Origin of the sequence: Hyalangium sp., assembly GCF_045802625.1 — a bacterium.
Taxonomy (GTDB): Bacteria; Myxococcota; Myxococcia; order Myxococcales; family Myxococcaceae; genus Hyalangium.
The window spans coordinates 39550-59119 of the sequence record NZ_JBJMQP010000096.1; the positions used below are offsets into that span (position 1 = coordinate 39550).

The window sequence follows — 19570 nt, forward strand, 5'->3', positions numbered from 1 at the left end:
CTGGCCGGTCTTCACAACCGTTCGGGCAAGCCCGTCGTCCAGGCATGAACGATCCACGCAAGCTGTTCCTCGCCCCCATGCTGCTCTGTGCTGCCGCGCTGCTCATGGCGCGGCCGGCCTGGGCGGATGCATCCTCTTCGCCCGAGTCCTCCCCGCAGCCCGCATCCGCTCCCAAGGCCCAGGCCCCGGGTGGTGCCTCCGCCGTCCAGGGCCGCGACGCTCAGGCCGCCTTGAAGTTGGCCATGAGCCTTCAAGCGGATCTGCGCATTCCCAAGCCCTTCTCGGGATTGACGAGCACGTTCCTGATCCGCCGCGCCCGGCTCGGGCTCACCGGAACGCTGGCCCCGTTCGCCGAAACGCGGCTCATCGCTGACTTCGGCCAGACCAACACGCCGCTCTTCCAGGACGCGTGGATCGATCTGCGCGCCGCCTCCTGGCTCCGGCTCCGGGCCGGGCGGCTCAAGGTGCCCTTTGGCTACGAGTGGCTCGAGACATCCTCCAGCTACCTGGACTTCGTCGAGCAGTCGCTCGTGTACACACTGCTGCTGCCCCGGTACGACCAGGGGTTGGCCCTCCACGGAGCGCTCGGGGGCCGGTCCGTGGAGTATTGGCTGGGCGTCTTCAACGAGGCCAGCAGTAAGATCCAGGACGAAGACCGCGGCAAGATGGTGGCCGGCCGCTTCTCGCTGTCTCCGGTGGAGGGGATCTCGGTCGCGGTGAGCGGCACCCATGGGCTCGGTTACAACCTGCCCGAGGATGTCCGGCGGAAGCTGCCCACCGGCTATGGCTTCCTGACGGATCCCAAGTACACGATCAAGTACGCGGATGGCACCTCGGGCCTGCTGGTCGTCCCGCCGCGCTGGCGCCTGGGCGCCGATGCTACCTCCTACCTGGGGCCCACCTCGCTGAAGGTGGAGTATGCGCGGTTCTACTCCCCCACGCAGGAGGGCTGGCTTCGGGGCGCGGACATTGGCCGGGAGGACAAGCGCGTCCACCTGCCAGGGCTCCGCTCCCAGGCCATATACGCCTCGGGGACGGTGGTGTTGACCGGCGAGAAGCGGACGTCCAAGGGCGTGGAGCCCGAGCGGCCCTTCGATCCCCTGGCGGATCATTTCGGGCCGGGCGCCTGGGAGCTCGGGCTGCGGTATGGGATTGCCCAACTTCGGTTCGAAGGGCTGTCCGTCAATGCGGAGCAGGACGCGTCGGCGGAGCAGCGGATCCACGAGCTGACGGCCGGCCTCAACTGGTACCTCAATCCCTCTACGCGGTGGATGTTCAACTTCAGCCGCTACTCCTTCTGCGACAGCCAGCCGTCCTTCCACGAGTTCCTGATGCGGATTCAGTGGACCTTCTGAGGTCGGAGGACCTACGGATGAGTCTCTTCTTCAAGCTGGCCTTCGCCGTCGCCGCCATCCTGTGCTTCTCCATCGCGCTGGTGGTCCTCCTCAACTTCGCCAAGTTCGAAAGGACGCTCATCGAGCTGCAGCAGTCCCGGCTGCGCGTGCTCGCGCTGGATGCAAAGGCTTCCACCGAGGCTGCCATCGACCTCGGCCTCGCCCTGCCGTCCGTCCGGGATGCCCAGCGGATCATCGCCAGGGTCTCGGACATGGATCCGGACATCCGGGGCGTCGTCATCCTCGATCGCCAAGGCATCGTGCTGTTCCAGAGCGGGCTGCATGCCACCACCCATCTCCCAGGCTCGGCGCGCGGGCGGGCGGCGTGGTTCGAAGAGGCGGCGCGGGCCCGTGGGGGCGCCTGGAGCCGGACGGACTCCAAGGCCCTGGTGGTGGGCGCGCCCATCCTCAACCCGTTCAGCCAGCCCGTGGGGCTCGTCTTGATCGCCTACGATCGCCATGCGCTCGATGCCCGGGCTCGCGAGTTCCTGCACGACTTCGCTCGGCAGGCCATGTGGCCGTTCATCGGCGGCTTCGCGCTCGTCTGCGCGCTGATGCTGGTGCTGCTCAAGCCCATCGGCCGCCGGCTTCAGGAGCTGGAGGTGGCGCTGCGGCGCACCGGGGAGCCCACCGGGCCCGAGGGGGCGCAGGCACCGCACGGGGCCGTGGAGGACGAGGGGCTGCACGTGTTCCAGCTGCGTTACCACGAGGCCTCCCAGGCGCTGGTCCAGGCCGAACAGTCTCTGGAGGGCTCGTGAGCGCGCCCAGCGGCAGTCCTCTGGCACGAGGCCGCATCTGGCAGGTGAGCTTGCTCGCGTCCTTGCTCGTGGTGGCGACGCTGATCATCGCCTCGTTCCAGTCCTCGCGCCTCTTCGATGTGGAGCTCCGCCCCGATCTGCGAGCCAAGGCGGAGACGCTGGCGGAGACCGTGGCCCTGCAGTTCCGCCGGACCGCGGAGCTGGGCATCCCCCTGTCCAAGCTGCGCGAGGTGGATGCCTTCCTCGATGACACGGCGGCCGGTCACGAGGAGATCCGCTACATCGGCTTCGCGTCGCCGGAGGGCCGCCTGCTGTTCGCCTCCAGCGGGTTGAAGCAGCAGCCTCCGGACTTCTTCGAGCGGCTGCGGGTGGCCCACTCGGCGGAGCAGGAGCGGGGCCTGGCGCGCGTCGAGGGCGTACTGGACCTCGCCGTCCCTGTCCTGTCCGAGGGGCGCCTCATCGGCCAGCTCTACGTGGGGATCGACGCCACGTACGTCGAGCAGCGCCTCCAGGAGATCCACACGGACATCGTCATCACCCTGTTCGTCACGGCGCTGGTCACCATCGAGGTGCTGATGGCGCTGATGGGGCTGCTCGTCGGCCGGCCGCTGAGGCTGCTCTACCGGCTGTTCGCGCTGGGGAGCGCTGGAGACTTCACCCGGCAGGTCCGGACGCGGCTGCACGACGAGGCCACACGGGCACTGGCCGCGGCGGGGCGGCTGGTGCGGGCCCTGAACTTCCGTCATGCCGCATTGCTCGAGCGCGTTGAGCAGCACCGGCTCACCGGCAAGCTCGGCCAGGCCGCGGACGAGGCGCTCACGGCGCTCGGGCAGCGGTTCCACTTCGGCAAGCCGGATGCGCCCGTGGGGCTGGAGGAGCCCGAGACGGGCGATCTGCGGCTCCCGCTCTTCGTCTATCTGTTCGGCGCCGAGCTGTCGCGCTCGTTCTGGCCGCTCTACGTCAAGCGGCTCTACCAGCCCATCCCTTTCCTCTCCGAGAGCTTCATCGTGGCGCTGCCCATGTCGCTGTGGGTCACCGCCATGGTGCTGGCCACGCCGCTCGCCGGACGGCTCCTGCGCAAACAGGGCAGCCGCACGGCCATGCTGGTGGGAATGGTGCCGAGCTTCATCGGCCTGGGGATGACGGGGCTGTCCTCGAGCCTGCTCGAGCTCTTCTTCTGGCGCATCGTCACCGCCAGCGGCTACGGCGTGGTGACCACGACCGCGCTCATCCATGTGGCGCGGACCGCGAAGGAGGGACACAGCGCCCGGAGCATGGGCGTCTTCGTGGGGGCCTCGACGGCCGCCAGCGTCTGCGGCACGGCCATTGGCGGCATCCTCGCGGATCGCATTGGCTACGGGGAGACCTTCCTGGTGGCGGCGGGGTTGGTCTGTCTCGCCATGGCGTTGGTGTGGCTGGTGACGCCGGACACGAGGCCGCGAACGGCGGAAGAGGCTCCGAAGCTCTCGGGGCTCGCCTACCTCGGCATCTTCCTGCGAGGCCGCGTCCTGCTCTTCATTCTGCTGGCGGCCATGCCCGTGCGCCTGGTGCTGGCGGGCTTCCTCTTCTACCTGACGCCGCTGCGCCTGCACGAGCTGGGGTTTGGTGAGGCTCCCATCGGACGGATCATGATGGGCTACTTCATCTCCACGGTGGTCGCCACGCCGGTGGCGTCCTTGCTGGCGGATCGGTACGGCTGGCATCGGGCGCTGATGGTGGTGGGCGGGCTGGTCTCCGGGCTGGGCGTGCTGCTGTTCTCCGCGAGCACGGGCACCTGGCTGTTGCTCACCGCCGTGGTGCTGGTGGGTCTTGGCCAGTCCCTGGCGAGCACGCCGCTGTTGGCCTCGGTGCCCCCGCTCTTCGCCGAGGAGTGTGCCCGCTTCGGGCTCGACGCGATGCTGTCCGTGTTCCGCATCATCGAGCGCGTGGGCAGCCTCGTCGGTCCCCTGGTCGCCGCGGCCCTGCTGGGTGTCAGTGGGTTCACGGCGAGCACCAACGCCATCGGCATTGGCGGGCTCGTGCTCACCGTCGGACTGGCTGCCTACTTCTTCTTCCGTTCCTCTCCAACGTCCTACCCGTCAGCGAGAACTCCATGACCCCGTACCCTGCTCGAAACCTGTTGAAGCTGACGGAGGCTCAGCGCGAGCGCCTCGACGTCCTGTTCCTGGCGCAGTACGCGCCGGAGCCTGGATCGCCCGTGCCCGAGATGCACCCGGTGCATGGAGTGCTCCCGCGCTACAACCATGAGCTCTTCCACACCCTGGCCGGGCTGGGGCTGCGGTGTACGCCCTGCCGCGATGTGGAGGAGTTCGTCCGGAGCGCGAGCCGCCACAACTACGTGTTCACCCTGCTGAACCGCGCGCCGTTTCGGAACTCGGAGATCTTCATCTCGGCCGCCTGTGAGTGGCTGGGAGTGCCGTACCTCGGGGCCCCGCCCAACGTTCGCGCGCTCGCGGAGGACAAGCACCTCACCAAGCTCATGGCGCGGTCGCTGGGCATCCCGACGGCGCCGTGGATCACCTGCCTGGCCGAGGGGCCGCTGCCAGCCACGCCCAGCTTCCCAGGGCCTTGGTTCGTCAAGCAGCGGTTCGGTGCCGCGTCCGTGGACATCTCACCAGACTGCATCCAGGAGGAGGAGGCTGGGCTCCACGCGCGCCTGCGGACCTTCCAGGAGGAGGGCAAGGCGTGCATGGTCGAGACCTTCATTCCGGGAGTGGATCTCACGGTGTGCGTGCTCGGGGGACAGGAGCCGATCCTCCTGGGCGTGGCGGAGGAGATCTCCGCTCTGCCCGAGGGGATCGTCACCCACCGGCAGAAGCGCTTGCTGGAGGGTGGGCGCGAGCGCCTGCTGTTGCCGCCGGGGCCGGTCACCGATCAGGTCCAGGACTACACCCGGAGGCTGTGCGCCGCGGTGAAGGAGTTCGACTACCTGCGCGTCGACTTCCGCCGGCACCGGGACACCGGAGAGATCTTCCTGCTGGAGTTCAACATCGGCTGCAACCTGGGCAGCCATGCCGCGGTGATGTTCACCGCGCGCCAGGCCGGCTTCCAGCAGGCGGAGGTGGTGGAGCACATCGTGCGTCACAGCCTGGACCGGCAGCTCCGGTCGTGGACCTCCATGGCGGGAGGGAGCACCCAGCAGCCCCAGCCTCCGCATGCCCAGGAGCAGTGGGAAGGGGGGGCGCCATGAAGCGCTCCAGGCTCTCCACCGAAGGGGGCCACGGTGTGCGGCATCAGCGTGGGAGGGCCTGGCCGGCAGTCCTGGCGCTGGGGGCGGCCGTCCTCCTGGGCGGTGCTCCCGCCGTCGCGGCGCCGCCGTACCGCGTCTTCATGGTGTTGCACCGGGCCGGCGCGGAGGCCGATCAGGGGTTCAAGGACTACCTGCTCAGCTCTGGCCTGGAGGTGGAGTTCACCGTCCGGAACATCGAGGGAGACGACAAACGGCTGCCGGCGATCGTGCAGGAGATCCGCGCCCAGCGCCCGGATCTCATCTATGCCCAGAGCTCGATTGTGACCCAGGGCATCGTCGGCCAGCTGGGGGCGGTGGATCCCACCCGGCACATCACGGACATCCCCGTGGTCTTCGCCCTGGTCTCCGATCCGATCGGCACGGGACTGACGACGGCACTGGAGAGCTCCGGCCGTAACCTGACAGGCGCCGTCCACGTGGCCTCCCTGCCGGTTCAGCTCAAGGCCATGCAGTCCTTCATGCCGTTGAAACGGTTGGGGCTCGCCTACAACCCGTCTGAGCAGCCGCAGCGAATCATGTATGAACGTCTCTCGGCGCTCGCCACGCAGGCCGGCATCGAGCTGGTGGCGGTCGATCCGCTCGGCCCGGATGGGAAACCGGATCCGGAGCGGCTCCCCGCCATGATGGAGGAGCTGGCGGCCCGGAAGCCGGATCTGGTGTACCTGCCCCCGGTGAACTTCTTCGCGCCGCACAGCAAGCTGTTGATGGACGAGGCGCTCCGGCGCGGCCTGCCGACCTTCTGCGCCATCGAGGTCCAACTGGAGGCTGGCGGATTGATGGGGCTGGTGGCGCCCTTCTACAACGTAGGCAGCCTCGCGGGTTACAAGGCCGTGCAGATCCTTCGGGATCGCAGGCCGCCCGCGGAGATCCCCATCGAAACCCTGTCGCGCTTCTCCTTCGAGGTGAACATGCCGACTGCTCACGCGCTTGGCATATACCCGCCCATGCACATCCTGAGATACGCGCGCATGCGCGAGCGGTAGCCTGCTTCCACCGGGCAGGCGTGCTGCCAAGGCATAGAGGCGCCGCCTGCAAGTGCTCCCTGTCCCGTTCTCCCGCGGCCCAGCGGCGCGGGGCTCGTGTACACCGGAGACGCTTCGTGCACCATCTCGCTTGTCCATGGCCACTCCCACAGCGTAGATGCCTCGGATGAGCTTCCGTTACTCCGACGAGGTGCGGCGCGCGCTGGATGCAGAGGCGCCGCTGGTGGCGCTCGAGACGAGCGTGGTGGCCCAGGGCCTGCCGTACCCGGACAACCTCATTGCCGCCAGGGCCTGCGAGGAGGCCGTCCGCCGCGCGGGCGCCGTGCCGGCTCCCATCGCCGTGGTGGATGGCGAGGTGTGGATCGGGCTCGAAGAGTCCTCGATGATCCGGCTCGCCGAGAGCAAGGAGCGGCTGATGAAGCTCGGCTCGCGGGATCTGGCCGTGGCGCTGGCGTTGAAGGCCTCGGGTGGCACCACCGTGAGCGCCACCTGTGAGCTGGCCGCCGCCGCGGGCATCCGAGTCTTCGCCACCGGCGGCCTGGGCGGCGTGCACCGGAGCGTCAGCGAGCACTGGGACATCTCCCAGGACATTGGCGCGCTCGCCCGCTACCCCGTGGCCGTGGTGTGCGCGGGGGCCAAGTCCGTGCTGGATCTGCCCAAGACGATGGAGGCCCTGGAGACGGCGGGTGTGCCCGTCATTGGCATCGGCACGAACGAGCTGCCGTCCTTCTACAGCCGCAGCTCCGGCCTGCCGCTGGAGCACCGAGTCGATGACGCCGCGACGGCGGCTCGCATCGTCCGCGCCCGGAGCGAGCTGGGGCAGGGGGGCCTCGTGTTCACGCTGCCCCCTCCCGAGGAGATGGCGCTGCCTCGTGAGGAGGTGGAGCTGCACATCGCCGCCGCGCTCGCCGACGCCGAGCGCCAAGGCATTCGAGGCAAGGCCGTGACGCCCTTCCTGCTCGCGGACATGGCGAAGCGCACAGGGGGCAAGAGCCTCAAGGTCAACCTGGCGCTGCTCACGAACAACGCCCACTTCGCGGGCGAGCTGGCCGTGGCCCTGGCCCGCGGCTGAGTCGTCCCTCAGGGAGTCTGCCCGTCATGACCGACTTGCTCACCCAGCTGGATTCGGCGTCGCATGCCGAGCGCCTCCAACTCTATGAACGCTCTCAGCAGCGGCTGACGCATGAGGATGTGGTGCAGGCGCTGTCTTCCAAGCGTCCATGCCGGTTCTGGTTGGTGATTCGCTGGGAGGCGGGGGCTCCAGGCACAGCGCTTCCAGATCCCCAGGCGGCAATGAGGCGTCTGCGGGAGGGCAGGGCTGGCAAGGCGGACGTCGTAAGCCTCCTCTTGGCGCCCGATGCCTTGCGGGACGAAGCCCAGGACATTTTCGCTGTCCTCTCGGGGATGCGTGCCGTGGCGGTGTCTCACCGTGCGCCACGCCTCGCGGGGTGGCTGGTGAGGGCTGCTGCGATTGCCAGCATCGCGTTCGGTCGGCCTGAGGAGGGCTGGGCCGTCCTTGATACCGTGGGGACCGAGGGCTACGAGCCGGGCCTCATCCGAGTGGCTCGGATGTACGTAGATCCGCTGCGTGCCGATCCCGAGCTGGCGCGCTCAGGGTGGGTTCGCCGCGCGGCTAGCATCATCTGGGCCCAGCTGGAGATGCCTGCCCTTCGCACACTGCCCGTCCCGTTCGGATTGCCCATGACCGAGGCAGGCGAGATCGAGAACCCACGCCCTTTGATCGAGCGGTTGGATCAGTTGGGAGCTGTGCTCATCAGCAAAGCGCTCTCCAACCTTGTCGTGGCGATCCTCAAGCATGCCCGGGTTGAAGAGGAGACACCGTTCGTGGAGCCAGCGGGAGTAACGACCTGGAAGCTGCTGTGCGATCGCGTGTTGGACATCACCCGGCGCGTGGGGGGGCACCGCAGCGCAACGCCCGCGGCGATCGAGATGGCGCTCTCCGGTGAGTCTGCGCCTGTGCTCAGCCGCGACCTCCTCGTGATGGTGGCAGCCCGCATCAGCGAGCTGGATCTGTTGTCACGATGGGTGGCGTGCGCCTTGGTGCTCCGGTGGATCGAGGGCTCGGAGTTCGAGGTGCCTTGGTGGGGGATCTTCGCCTACGCAGCCGTACGGACCCTCTATGACCTGGGCCGTGTGGAGTTCTTCCCGGTCCGCCTGCGTCTCCTCGATGCGTTGATCGACAAGAATCTCCCCGCCATCTCCCGGGTGGACTTGCTCCTCTGGCGCGCCAACACGCGCGTGATGCTCGCGGGCAGTGATGCGGCCCAGCACGAACTCGGGCTTCAGGATCTCAGGGAGGCTGAAGCGCTGAGCCAGAGGAATGGAAATGTGGAGGAGGAAGTCCGGGCGGCGTGCGCACGGGCCCATGCCGAGGCGCTCGGCGTCCACGGGGCGGCGGATCAGAAGAACTGGCTGCTCGAACAGGCCGCGAACCGTTTGACCTCGCTTCTTGCTCGCGTGCCAGGCGAGAGGACGGCGCTCCCCCTGTATGAGGTGCTCGCGGAGATCGAGTCCCAGCGCGCCGAGCACGGGACCGCGAGCGCGGGAGACCGGGCTCTCCGCTACGCACGGCAGGCTGCGGTCGCGGGAGATTCCAACCCTCGCCACGCCACTAGCAACAAGGCCAGACTTGCGGAGCTCCTGCTCCTGTATGGGAAGGAGGAGGACAGAGCCGAGGCCATACGGCTGGCTCGGCAGGCCCTCCAGGAGCTTCCTGCCGACGCAGGGGAGATGCATGCCTCCATGCCCCATGCCGTGCTGGGCACGGCTCTCTTCAAGAGCGGAGCAGTGGCAGATGCTATCGGGCATCTCGAGCAAGCCTTGTCGTTGCAAATACGCCAGGCGGTGGCCCCGGCGCGCATCCTGACGCGGATCTCCCTCGGCAGGGCGTACCTTGCTCAGAACCAGCGAGCTGACGCTCGCCATCAGCTCGAGCGGGCCGAGGAGGAGGCCCGTGCCGTGGACGATCACGCCGGGCTCTACGATGCGGTCCAGCTGATCTCTGGCCTCGATCGGGAGGAAGGCAACGATGATATGGCGGACATCCGGCTTCAGGATGCGGAGCGGATCGTCGCGGGCACGTTTCGGCAGCCCCTCCTGGCGCTGGAGAGGCTCCGCCCTCGCCATTATGGCGCAGCGCTATCCGAGGAACTCCTCGCGCTGATGCGACGCTACCTCGAAGGCAAGCTGCCCAGAAGCGCCGAGGCGGATGAGATGCTTGCGCAGATCGTCGCCAACCATGCGGATGAGTTCCCGGCGGATCTCCAGGGCCGCTTCCTGATGGATGACGCGCGGGTCAGCGGGGATCCGGTCATCCGCGCGAAGCTCCTCGACTCCAAGGGACACACGGAGGAAGCCCTGTCCCTGCTACGCCAGGTCCTGGCCGAGGGCGGCGATCCGCGGGTTCAGTTGAACGCGGCAGCCACCCTCATCGTGCTTCTTCCCGAGGAAGCTCATGAAGAACGCCTCCAGGCGTGTGAGCTGGTGGAGGACCTCATCGGAGATAGCGAGGAGTATGCGGCCGCTCGCAATGATCTCGCCGAGGGGTTGAGGTTGTGCGCCAGGAATGATCAGGGGTTGCTCGCGCGGGCCCGGCGCCACGCGGACATGGCGGCGAAGCAGTTCCAGCATGATGCCAAGGCCCTTGAGATCAATACTCGCGTGCGAGCGAACATCCGCGCCGACCAGCTTGCGCGCAGTGCCATGCAGTCGACGTCGGCGGTGATCGAGCTGGCGGAGTGGCTCGAAAGGGGGCTGAAGCTTCCCGCCAAGGAACTCGCCGCCCGTCGTGAGCACGCCGCGATGATCTTGCTGCACCCAGGTCCGCTGGCTCATCCCCAGGCCTTGGAGGTGGCGGGCCGGCTGCTCGATCGTGTTCCCGAGAGCGAGGAAGCCCGGAGGCTCAAGCAGAGACTCCAGTGGATCCAGTCCAAGCTCCAAGAGCAGGCGACGGATCAGGTTCCTCCAGAAGGGGAGTCTCCTCAGGCCCCTTCGGTTCAGGGACCGTTCGATGAGGCTCCCGCCTGGGCCCTTGCGCTGCTCCAGGGGCGCGGTTCGAAGCTCGACCGCGCATTCAGCGCGGAGGACCACGAGACGATCTTCCAGGTGCTCACCGCGCGGCCCGACCGCGCGGACGCGTTGCTCGAGTGGGTCCTCGAGCAGGACGCCCTGGGAGATTCTGAAGGGCAGGATCTCATCGCCAATATCGCGGCAATGGCGCCCCGCGGGAGGATGACGCCGGATCTGCTCCAGACCGTGGAGGAGATCACGACTCGCAAGGGCTCTTTTCCCATGCTCCGACTGCGGGTGCTCTTGCACAGCCAGTCGCTCAACTGGGGGGATGGGACTCCCTACGCTCGCTCCGCGGATGAGCTGATCGCGGTCGCTCGGACCCCCGAGGAGCGCGTCGAGGCGCGCTTCTTGAAGGGCATCGAGCGCATGAATGCCCTGCAGCGCCACAGGCGCCCCGACGAAAAGCGGCAAGAGCTGGCGGAGTCGGCCCGCCGTTACCTCCGTGAGGCGCTCGATGAGGCCCGCGGGCTCCAGCTTCCAGAGGGGAGACTGTTCTCCCTGCTGGTCTCCGCGGGCAACTCCTTCCGTATAGGGCGGGCGCCCGACCTGGAGCAGGCCCTGGCGCTGTACCGGGAGGCGGAAGCGCTTGGCGCTCCCAACAAGCAAGGGGCCGCGAAGCTCTGGAAGGTACAGGCGAACGCACTGCTGGCGCGCAAGGCCCCGGGGGACGCCAAACGAGCACTGATACTCCTGGAGCAGTCCCTCGAGGTCCGGCGCGGAGGTTACCTGCGAGTCGAGACGCTGGTGGCGGCCGCCGAGGCCGAGATGGCGCAGCTGGACCGGGACGAACAGGTTCGCTTGAGCCGGGCGCTCTCGCGGATTGACGAGGCCGTCATCCATGCGGAAGCCCCTCACCGGCATGACTTGGTCAAAGCCCAGATCTATTACCTGGGGCGGCTCGTCCACCTGTCGCCGCACGACGAGGCCGCGCAGCGGCGGCTGGAGGCGCTTCACTCGCAATTCCCGGAGCTGGCCAAGGCGATTGATCGCGCGAAGCATGGGTGGACGGGCCCGGTTCCTCCTGACATGGTCGAGCTCATCAGCGAACTGGCCTTGCATCCCGCCATTACGGCTCTTGTCGAGGCCAAGCGTTCTCTGCTCCCGAGGAGGCTGTCCATGGGGCAGGAGGGAGCCGAGGCGGCCTTGGACGATGACTTCCCCGCCGACCTTGGGGAAGACAGCGAGCAACACCAATCCGTCCTCTCGCCACAGGATCTCCGGGCCCACGTAGACCAGCTCGTCAGCGCCGCAGGGCCAGAGGCACTTCCTGGCGCGGCGGTCGGGCGGGCGTCTGTCCTCGCTCAACTTACGGAGCAGGGCGTTGTCAGCGCCGAGGAAGTTCGGCGTTTGGCGGAGGAGGCGGAGCAGCACGTTCGGCGCATGCCGGATTCGGTGGCCCGGTGTTACCTGCTCCTGGAAGTGGCCCGGCTGTGGGCACCTGAGAGCCACTTCAACCACCCGGTGCGGGATTTCCGGCGCGCTGCCGCGCTCGCCCGGGAGGTGCTGGAGGCCTGCCCTCCGGGAAGTGCGCTCGCCCGCGATGCGTTGCACTCCCTGGCGCGTGCGACGCGATATCGCAAGGACGGCGATACCCGCACGCATCGGCGTGAGGCCGAGCGCCTCTATGAACAAGCCGCGCGAGAGTACGAGTCAGTCGGCATGAAGGATGTCGCGGCCCGTGTTCGGGTGCACCTCTCGGAGTTGAGGCAGGAACTCCACCCAGGAGGCACGGAGTCGCCCTTGCGAGAAGGGCTCTCCGCCGCACGCGAGGCCCTCGCCGCGACCGGCTCCGGCGCGCGAAGGGTCGACGCACAGGCCACACTGGCTTATTTCCTGACCTCGCTGGGCGCGGACCTGCAAACACCCGAGGGGAATGCCATGCTGGCCGAGGCCAAGAGCCTCTACGAGCACTTGGACTGGACGCAGCTCGTCTCTGGGGCGCGGGCCTCCGCCGAGAACTTCCAGACCATCTGTTTCGCGGAGCTGGCGCGCCGCGCGGGCAGACGGGGCGTGGCGATCGAGATCTGGCGCAAGCGTCTGGCTCAGGTGGACCGGGCTTCTCGTCCGGACGAGTGGGGATACACGGTCCATAACCTGGCGGACATGCTGCTGCGTGCGCCCACCGCGGCACAGCTCGAGGAGGGGTTGGACCTCGCCGAGAAGGCGCTTCAGGTCCGAACCCTGGAACACAACGCTCGGCATCATTGGGAGACGTGCTGGCTCATCGGCAGGACGGTGGTGGGACTCCTGGAGCAGTGGATCGATGACAGGCCCTGGCCTTTCTCCTTCTCACCCCAGACGCTGTGGAAGAGGGGCCTAACGGCTCTTCAGGGCGCGGGCCAGGCCGCACGGAGACTGGATGGTGGCGACCGGCTGAGGCAGGTGGCCGTTCAGCTCTTTGGGCTCGCCATGTCCTCTTCCTCTCGCGAGGAGTACGAGCAGACAGCGGAGTTGGCCTGGAAGGATCTCGACGAGGCCCGGCCCTACATGCTCCTCGACGAGGAGGCAGGTGCGGAGGAGGCGCGGTGGGGAGCGGACATCACGGCCGGCCTTGCCAGCGAACTCTCCGAAGAGGGCATCGTGGGAGTCTCGGACGGACGGCTCGCGTTCCTGCTCTCGGGCGAGAAGGCGGAGCGCGTGCTGAAGTGGATGGCCCGGACCCTCGGCGCCGCGCAGCGGCGGCTCGCGGGCCGGACGGCTCAGCCGGACACCGTGTCACGCGAGACCTGGGTGGAGTGGCTCTCGGTGATCCAAGCGGGTGATGCCCGGGACATTGCCCGCGTGTTGGACCGGATTCGTCAGTCCGAGAACTCATTCCTTCGAGGAGAGCCGGATCTGACGCAGACCTGGAACTGGCTCCAGACACGTCCCGGCTCCGTGGCCGTGGCTGTTCTGGAGACGCCGATGGGCTTGCTCGCCGCCATTCTCGAGCACAGTGGGCGACGTACGGTGCACATCGCTGCCCTCGAAGTCGAGGCGCCTCCGCTCGATGAACCGAGTGTTGCCGCCGGACTGGACGCGAGCGGTGGGAGCGCTGCGTATGGTGCCCTGCTGAGCTGGGCGAAGGAGTGCGTGACCCTTCCGCTGCAGCGGCAGTTCTCTCAGCCGCCCACGCAGATTCTCTGGGTGCCCACGGGAGTCTTAAGGATGCTGGCTCCCGCGGACGTGTGGCCTTCGTCACCCGTCACGTGCGCGGTGAGGCTCGATCTGGAGACTCGCGCGCATCCCGCGCGTCCCAGGCGGACGCTCGTGGCAGTGGCGGATCCCGGGCTTGGCTGCGACGAGGCCCAGGAAATTCCGGATGCCATCCCCGCAGGTGTACGGCTGGCCCGTCTCGCGGAACAGGTCGGCCCGGTGCGTGTACGGATGAGCCAAGGCCGGGCTTTCGGCGAGTCGCTGGAAGGCGAGTGTCCTGGGTTGGAGCGCGGTCCCGCCTCTCCTGACGATGTCTTGCGCGAGCTGCCGGAGGTGGATGTCGCCCTCTTCCTATGCCACGGCGAAGTGTCCAGCCCACACGAGGCCCGGCTGCTGCTGCTCGACGAGTCAGGGAAGATCGCCGCGTTGGACATGGAGCGGATGGCCCAGGATCCGCGGCGCCTGGCGGGGATGCTGGTCGTCCTGCTCTCCTGCCAGACCGGACGCGTGGGTGACTGGCTCCACCGCGCAGCGGGACTCTCCGGGGCGCTGCTTGCATGCGGAGCCAGGAGTGTGGTGGCTCCCCTGTGGCCTGTTCGGACCGGGCCTGCGGTGGCGGTGGGAGAGGCCGTCCTGAGCGCGCTCTCCACCCACGCTGATCTCTCCGTCGCCCTTCACCAGCTGCGCGCACCGGAGCGTGGCTCGGTCCTGGGTGGTCCCATGGGAGCTGCTCAGCGCGAGTTCGAGCAGTCGTGGTCCCTCAAGGCATTCGTTCACTGGACGGCATGAGCCATCGCCCCTGGATCCACGCTTCAGGGAGCTGGGAGGTCTCCTCCAGCAGCCGTTCCAGCTCCTTCGTTGTCGGCAGGGAAGGTGCCGCGATGGCGATGACGAGCGTGTCATCATCCGCGCCGTGGAGGCGCCACTCCTCGAGTCGCCAACGATCCGCGCTCCGAGTGTAACCGGCATCCCGGAGCAGTTCCTCGCCCATGTGGTGCTTCGCATCGACGACGAACAATCGGAGCTGCCAGTCAGGACGGCAGTGGCCTTCGACCTGGGCCTCGAACTCGCGCTCCGCCCTTCCATGGAGGACCCCGACAGGTTGCAGCGTCGCGTTCGTGATGAGCTCCCCCAGCGCCTTCGCCCCTTCCTGGCCCGCGCGGGAGATCCGCTCCTCGATTCCAGCCAACGCCGCTGTGAGCCATCTCTGGGCTGCGGCCAGGGGACCCAGGGCTGACGACAGTCCGGCGAGGAGCGCATTCCAGAGAGCCTGTCCGGCCTGTCCGGACACGGGGAGGCGTGCGTGAGCCAGAGGGGCGAAGCTGACCAGCGTCCTGGAACTGGGGGAGAGAATGGTTTGCAATCGCTCCTGGATGCGCGCGATCTCGGCGCCGAGGCCAAGCACCTCGTTGACCACCAGGAGATCCTCGACAGCCAGCAGCCGATCCCGTGCCTCGTCCACATCGTGGGCCGAGAGGGAGGCTCGGAGCCCATCCAGGATCTCATCCGTTCGAAGGCGGCCTTGGAGCAGGCGTGTGATCTCAGACTCGTCGCGTGCCAGGAGGGCCTCCGCTGCCAAGAGGGGAGCCGCGAGTTCAGGCTCCTTCGCGGCGAGGGGCCGTGCATGCCCGATGGCTCGGACCAGCCTCCACGCTTCGAAGGTGCGCTGCGGTGGCTGCCGGCTGGCCTCGGTGAGTTCGCGAAGCACCCCTCGCTTCCAGCTGGAACTCATGGAGGTCATGTCCTTTTCCCAGCGGTGATGCGCTTCCTGGTAGTAGTCGTCGTCATCGACACCGGCGCTGTCATGGATGGGAAGATCCGGGCGGAAGGCCGTGCGGACCATGCAGGGCGCTGCCCTCTTCACGGCAACGAGAACACCCCTGGGGGTGCAGCACAGGAGGCTCTCGGGCTTGGCGCCCCAGAGCGTCTTGGGGCTGCCAAGCTCGCGGAGGTAGGCCGGGCCGTAATACTGGTCATGGTGTTTTTTCAGCAGCGCATAGCAAGGCTTGGGAACGTGGGGCAGGGAGTCTCTCGACTCGCCCCAGGCCGGTGTCGGTGGAGGATCCGGGCAGCCCTTCTCCTTCGCGGCAAGGAAGAGGGGGCGGATCTCGACGCGTGCCAACTCATCCCAGTGTTCGATGGGGTTGTAGAGGTGCTGCCATACGTGGGTGGCCTGCTTGTTGTCCCGGATCGGGTACACGTTCCCCCATTGGGGATGAAACACGGGGCGCAGGGACTCGGTCATGCCTTGGGGCTCATGGAAGGGGCGGGAGGGGATCTTGCGCGACCTTCCGCCTCTTCGCTACGTGCCTCGCACCGCGCTCCAGAGGGACACGGCGCCGAAGATGAAGAACAGCGAGGCGGCGACCCACCGCAGCCACTTCATCTGCACCCGGCCCGCGAGCTTTTCCCCGAGCAGCACCGCCAGCCCATCCGAGAACATCATCCCCAGCGTCGTCCCCGTGGTGACTTGCAGCACGCTCTGGTAGCGCGCGGCCATGGCCACCGTGGCCAGCTGCGTCTTGTCTCCCATCTCCGCGAGGAAGAAGAGGACCACCGTCGTCAGGAACGCTCCGAAGCGCGGAGGCTTCTCGGACTCCTCGAGCGTGTCCGGCTTGAGCGTCCACAGCCCGAAGGCGATGAAGGTGGCCGCGAGGATGCCCGCCATCACTCGGTGGGGCACGTGCGAGGACAGCCAACTGCCCACGCTGGAGGCCAGCGCGTGGTTGAACAGCGTGGCGGTGAGGATGCCCGCCATCACCACCCACGGCTTGCGGAACCGGGCGGCCAGCGAGAACGCGAGCAACTGAGTCTTGTCGCCCATCTCACTGGCGGCCACGAGGAGGAACGAAGTCACCACCGCTTCCATCACGACACTCCTGTCTGTGGCCGAGGTGCCGTGGGAGCCTTGCGCGCGCACGAGCCCATGCGGCGCGCCTAGCGCTTGCGCGAGAACCAGCCCATGAGGGCCTCGAGCTCGCGGCGGTCCACCTCGTCGAAGGCGGTCTTGTGCTCCGAGTCGATGTCGAGCACGGCAATCAGCTCGCGGTTGGGACCGAACACCGGCACGACGATCTCCGACGCCGAGCGCCCATCGCACGTGATGTGCCCGGGGAAGGCGTGCACGTCTGGCACCAGCACCGTCTCGCGCGTGGCCGCCGAGGCGCCACACACGCCCTTGCCGAAGACGATCTCCAGGCACCCGAGCGTCCCCTGGTACGGGCCCACCCGCAGCAGCTTGCCCGGCTGCACCACCCGGTAGAAGCCCGTCCACAGGTGCCCGAAGGCATGGTGCAGCAGGCAGCTCATGGTGGACATGCCGGCGATGTCGTCGTCGATGCCTTCCAGCACTGCTTCGACGTGCCGCTTCAGCTCCGCGTACGCCTCCGCCTTCGACTTGCCGCGCAGATCCAGGGTGACTTCAGCCATGGTGGGAACCTCGACAGGTGCGGTGGCGCTGGGGCGCCGCTGGGGCGCCCCTTTTACCCGAAAATCCCTGTACGCCAGCAGGCGCCCTGCAGCGATGGGGCTTCACCCCGTAAGCCTGGCTGCTCGCTCTCCTGGGAAGCCGGGCTTTCGCTGAAAGAGAGCCCCCGCTGGGCCTCAGCTGGCGGCGTTCGCCGGGGAGGCGGTCTCGGGCTCGGCCTTCTGGGCTGCTGGAGCCTTCTCCGCCTTCTCCGCCTTCTGCAGCAGCCCGTAGCGCTTGGCCGCGGACTCAAGGATGCGCCCCACGAGCTGGGTAAAGGACATGCCCTTCTCACGGGCTCCGAGCGCCAGCTCGCTCTTGTCCTCCAGATAGGGGTTCGGGTTCACCTCGAGGACGTACGGATCTCCAGCCTCCGAGATGCGGAGGTCGATGCGCGCGTAGTCCTGCAGCTTGAGCCCGCGGTAGGCCAGCAGGGCGGCCCGCTCCACGCGCTGGCGCAGCTCCGGCGTGATGTTGCGGGCGATGACGAGCTTGGGAGAGCCCTCCGTCTCCGGGCCGAACTTCACCTCCCGGTCGGAGATGGTCGGCTTGTTCTTGTCCCAGTTGCCGAAGTCCAGCTCGACGATGGGCAGGATCTCCGGCATCTCCTTGGGGCCGATCACGCCCACGTACACCTCGCGGCCCTCGATGAACTCCTCCGCGAGCGCCTCGTCCTGCAGCTCCTTGCGGATCTCCTGCACCCGCCGCGTCAGCTCCTCCCAGGTGCGCACCAGCGACTTCTTCCCGATGCCAATCGAGGCGTCACTGCGCGACGGCTTGACGATCAGCGGGAACTCGAGATCTCCATTGGTCTCCACGGTGACGCCGTCAAAGGTGGCGAAGTCCGCGGTGGGGATCTCGTGGTACTCCAGCAGCTGCTTGGTGAGGATCTTGTCCTGCGCCAGCAGCAGCCCCGCCGTCCCCGAGCCGGTGAACTTCACCCGCGCCATCTCCATCAGCGCCGCGACGTTCACCTCCATCCGGTAGTCCTCGGCGAACGTCTCGCAGAGGTTGAACACCAGGTCGCACTTCGAGCGGTCGATCTCCGTGAGGATGTCGAAGACGCGATCGCTCACGGCGATGGTGGAGACCTCATGCCCCAGCTGCTTGAGGGACTCACCCACCTGGGTGGTGACGGGATCCACCGGCTCTCCGTCCGGCTGGTAATGCAGGATGGCGATCTTGAGAGGTGGTACCGGCATGGCCCCTCAAGTGTAAGTCCTCGCCGCGCCCGGTGCATCCGGGCTCCCGAGCGCTGGCGCACTTTTCGTCCGCGCCGCTCAGTCCACGTCGAAGAAGCGGTCCGTGTAGAGGTAGTTCATCGCCAGCGCCGTGACCAGCGAGGTGAGCTTGGTGAGGTACTCGCGCGTCTTGTCCAGATGGATGGAGAGGCGCAGCGCGATGGCCCGCTCGAGCAGGTGGTCCACCAGCGCCACCACCACCGGCCGGCCCACGCCGCTGTACTGCGTCACGGACTGGATCAGCGACTGGCGCTCGGCGCGGATGAGCATCTCCGCGCTGGCCGGCGCGGTGTCCGGGGGCTCGAACAGCCCGAGCAGATCCTGATCCAGGTGCTCGCGCAGCTTCAGCTCCACGCGCTCCTCGAGCTGGCGCTGGCGGTAGTGATCGAGGACCGTCTCCTCCATGTCCTCCACGTCGAGGTCCCGCTCGGCCAGCTGCACGAGCGGCGGCGTGCGGCCCACGCGCTTGATCACCTCGTCCATGTACTGGAGCTTCTTGAGCGCGCCCCAGCCCGCGTAGCGCTTGGTCCAGTCCAGCCCCGGCGTCAGCCACACCGCGAACGTCTCGGCGAAGTCCTCGTCCGGGTGCTTCTGCGCGTACCAGCCGGAGATGTGGACGACATATTTCCGGCTGAACGGCCGCGGCTTGTAGTTCTCGTTGTAGGGCTTGGAGTAGTCCCCGAAGAGCTTCCGCCACTCGTCCGTGTCATAGAGGCGGTAGGCGTAGTTGAAGGCGTGCCCGGCCTCGTGGCGCAGGTACATGAGGATCTCGCGCTCCGTCTCCGCGTCGCCGCTCAGCTCCGCCTCGATGGAGTGCAGCCGAGGATCCGCCAGGTAGAACGGCAGCCCGATCACCGGCACGCCGGACGGGCAGCCCCACTGATCCGACAGGTAGCACTCTGGCAGGAAGGAGATGCCCTTGGCCTCCAGCTCGCTGTAGAGCTGCTGGATGAAGCGCTCCAGGGCCGTGCCCCTCAGGTGGAGCTTGAGATCCTTGATGCGGGCCTGGAGCAGCGCCTCGCGCTCGGGACGGCGGGGGGAGTCCGCCGCCTCATGCGGGTCTGCGAGGGTCTTCTCTCGGAAGGTGATCTGGGAGGGCGAAAGCATCGGGTCCCCGGAAGGCCCCGGAGTCTAATGGCAGGGCCTGGGGGGTAAATTGGCTCGCTTCCTGCTGGGTGCAAACCCCTGGAACGACTGGACTCTATGGCCTCAAACGACCCCTGAAGGGGCCGTCCTGGGGCCTGGCAGGCG

Annotated in this window: 12 protein-coding genes; 7 read left to right on the forward strand and 5 right to left on the reverse strand. The window is 67.7% G+C overall.

The window, feature by feature from the left end:
* Positions 1-44: 44 nt before the first annotated feature.
* The 7 genes from ACJ8AT_RS17825 (at position 45) to ACJ8AT_RS17855 (ending at position 14401) form a co-directional block, all read left to right on the forward strand.
* The gene (locus tag ACJ8AT_RS17825; RefSeq protein ID WP_407738954.1) at positions 45-1355 is read left to right on the forward strand and encodes an OprO/OprP family phosphate-selective porin; all 1311 of its coding nucleotides are present in this window, start codon (positions 45-47) and stop codon (positions 1353-1355) included.
* A gap of 17 nt (positions 1356-1372) precedes the next feature.
* Positions 1373-2152: a PDC sensor domain-containing protein gene (locus ACJ8AT_RS17830; RefSeq protein WP_407738955.1), complete on the forward strand. Its 780-nt coding sequence runs from the start codon at positions 1373-1375 to the stop codon at positions 2150-2152.
* On the forward strand, positions 2149-4248 hold the full coding sequence (locus ACJ8AT_RS17835) for an MFS transporter (protein ID WP_407738956.1): 2100 nt from the start codon (positions 2149-2151) through the stop codon (positions 4246-4248). Before ACJ8AT_RS17830 ends, ACJ8AT_RS17835 begins: the two co-directional genes overlap by 4 nt.
* Positions 4245-5342 (forward strand): hypothetical protein, encoded by a 1098-nt coding sequence (locus ACJ8AT_RS17840; RefSeq protein ID WP_407738957.1) that lies wholly within the window; start codon positions 4245-4247, stop codon positions 5340-5342. Before ACJ8AT_RS17835 ends, ACJ8AT_RS17840 begins: the two co-directional genes overlap by 4 nt.
* Complete coding sequence (locus tag ACJ8AT_RS17845; RefSeq protein WP_407738958.1) at positions 5339-6385, forward strand: ABC transporter substrate-binding protein; 1047 nt, start codon at positions 5339-5341, stop codon at positions 6383-6385. The genes ACJ8AT_RS17840 and ACJ8AT_RS17845 overlap by 4 nt, the downstream gene beginning before the upstream one ends.
* A 166-nt stretch (positions 6386-6551) precedes the next feature.
* Entirely contained in the window at positions 6552-7457 is a 906-nt protein-coding gene (locus ACJ8AT_RS17850; protein ID WP_407738959.1) for a pseudouridine-5'-phosphate glycosidase, read from the forward strand.
* Between the two features lie 629 nt (positions 7458-8086).
* A complete protein-coding gene (locus ACJ8AT_RS17855) occupies positions 8087-14401 on the forward strand; it encodes a CHAT domain-containing protein (protein ID WP_407738960.1) in 6315 nt (2104 codons plus the stop codon).
* On the opposite strand, the gene ACJ8AT_RS17860 is transcribed toward ACJ8AT_RS17855, so the two are convergent.
* The 5 genes from ACJ8AT_RS17860 to ACJ8AT_RS17880 all read right to left on the reverse strand — a co-directional run bounded on the left by ACJ8AT_RS17860 (position 14373) and on the right by ACJ8AT_RS17880 (position 19426).
* Positions 14373-15857 (reverse strand): hypothetical protein, encoded by a 1485-nt coding sequence (locus ACJ8AT_RS17860; RefSeq protein WP_407738961.1) that lies wholly within the window; start codon positions 15855-15857, stop codon positions 14373-14375. The genes ACJ8AT_RS17855 and ACJ8AT_RS17860 overlap by 29 nt on opposite strands.
* 57 nt (positions 15858-15914) lie before the next feature.
* On the reverse strand, positions 15915-16481 hold the full coding sequence (locus tag ACJ8AT_RS17865; RefSeq protein ID WP_407738962.1) for a TMEM165/GDT1 family protein: 567 nt from the start codon (positions 16479-16481) through the stop codon (positions 15915-15917).
* A 68-nt stretch (positions 16482-16549) separates the two neighbouring features.
* Positions 16550-17041, reverse strand: coding sequence for a GAF domain-containing protein (locus tag ACJ8AT_RS17870; RefSeq protein WP_407738963.1), 492 nt, complete (start codon positions 17039-17041; stop codon positions 16550-16552).
* 174 nt (positions 17042-17215) lie between these two features.
* Positions 17216-18280, reverse strand: coding sequence for an ATP-grasp domain-containing protein (locus ACJ8AT_RS17875; protein WP_407738964.1), 1065 nt, complete (start codon positions 18278-18280; stop codon positions 17216-17218).
* Between the two features lie 78 nt (positions 18281-18358).
* Positions 18359-19426, reverse strand: a complete 1068-nt coding sequence (locus tag ACJ8AT_RS17880) for a putative zinc-binding metallopeptidase (RefSeq protein WP_407738965.1) — start codon at positions 19424-19426, stop codon at positions 18359-18361.
* Positions 19427-19570 lie beyond the last annotated feature (144 nt).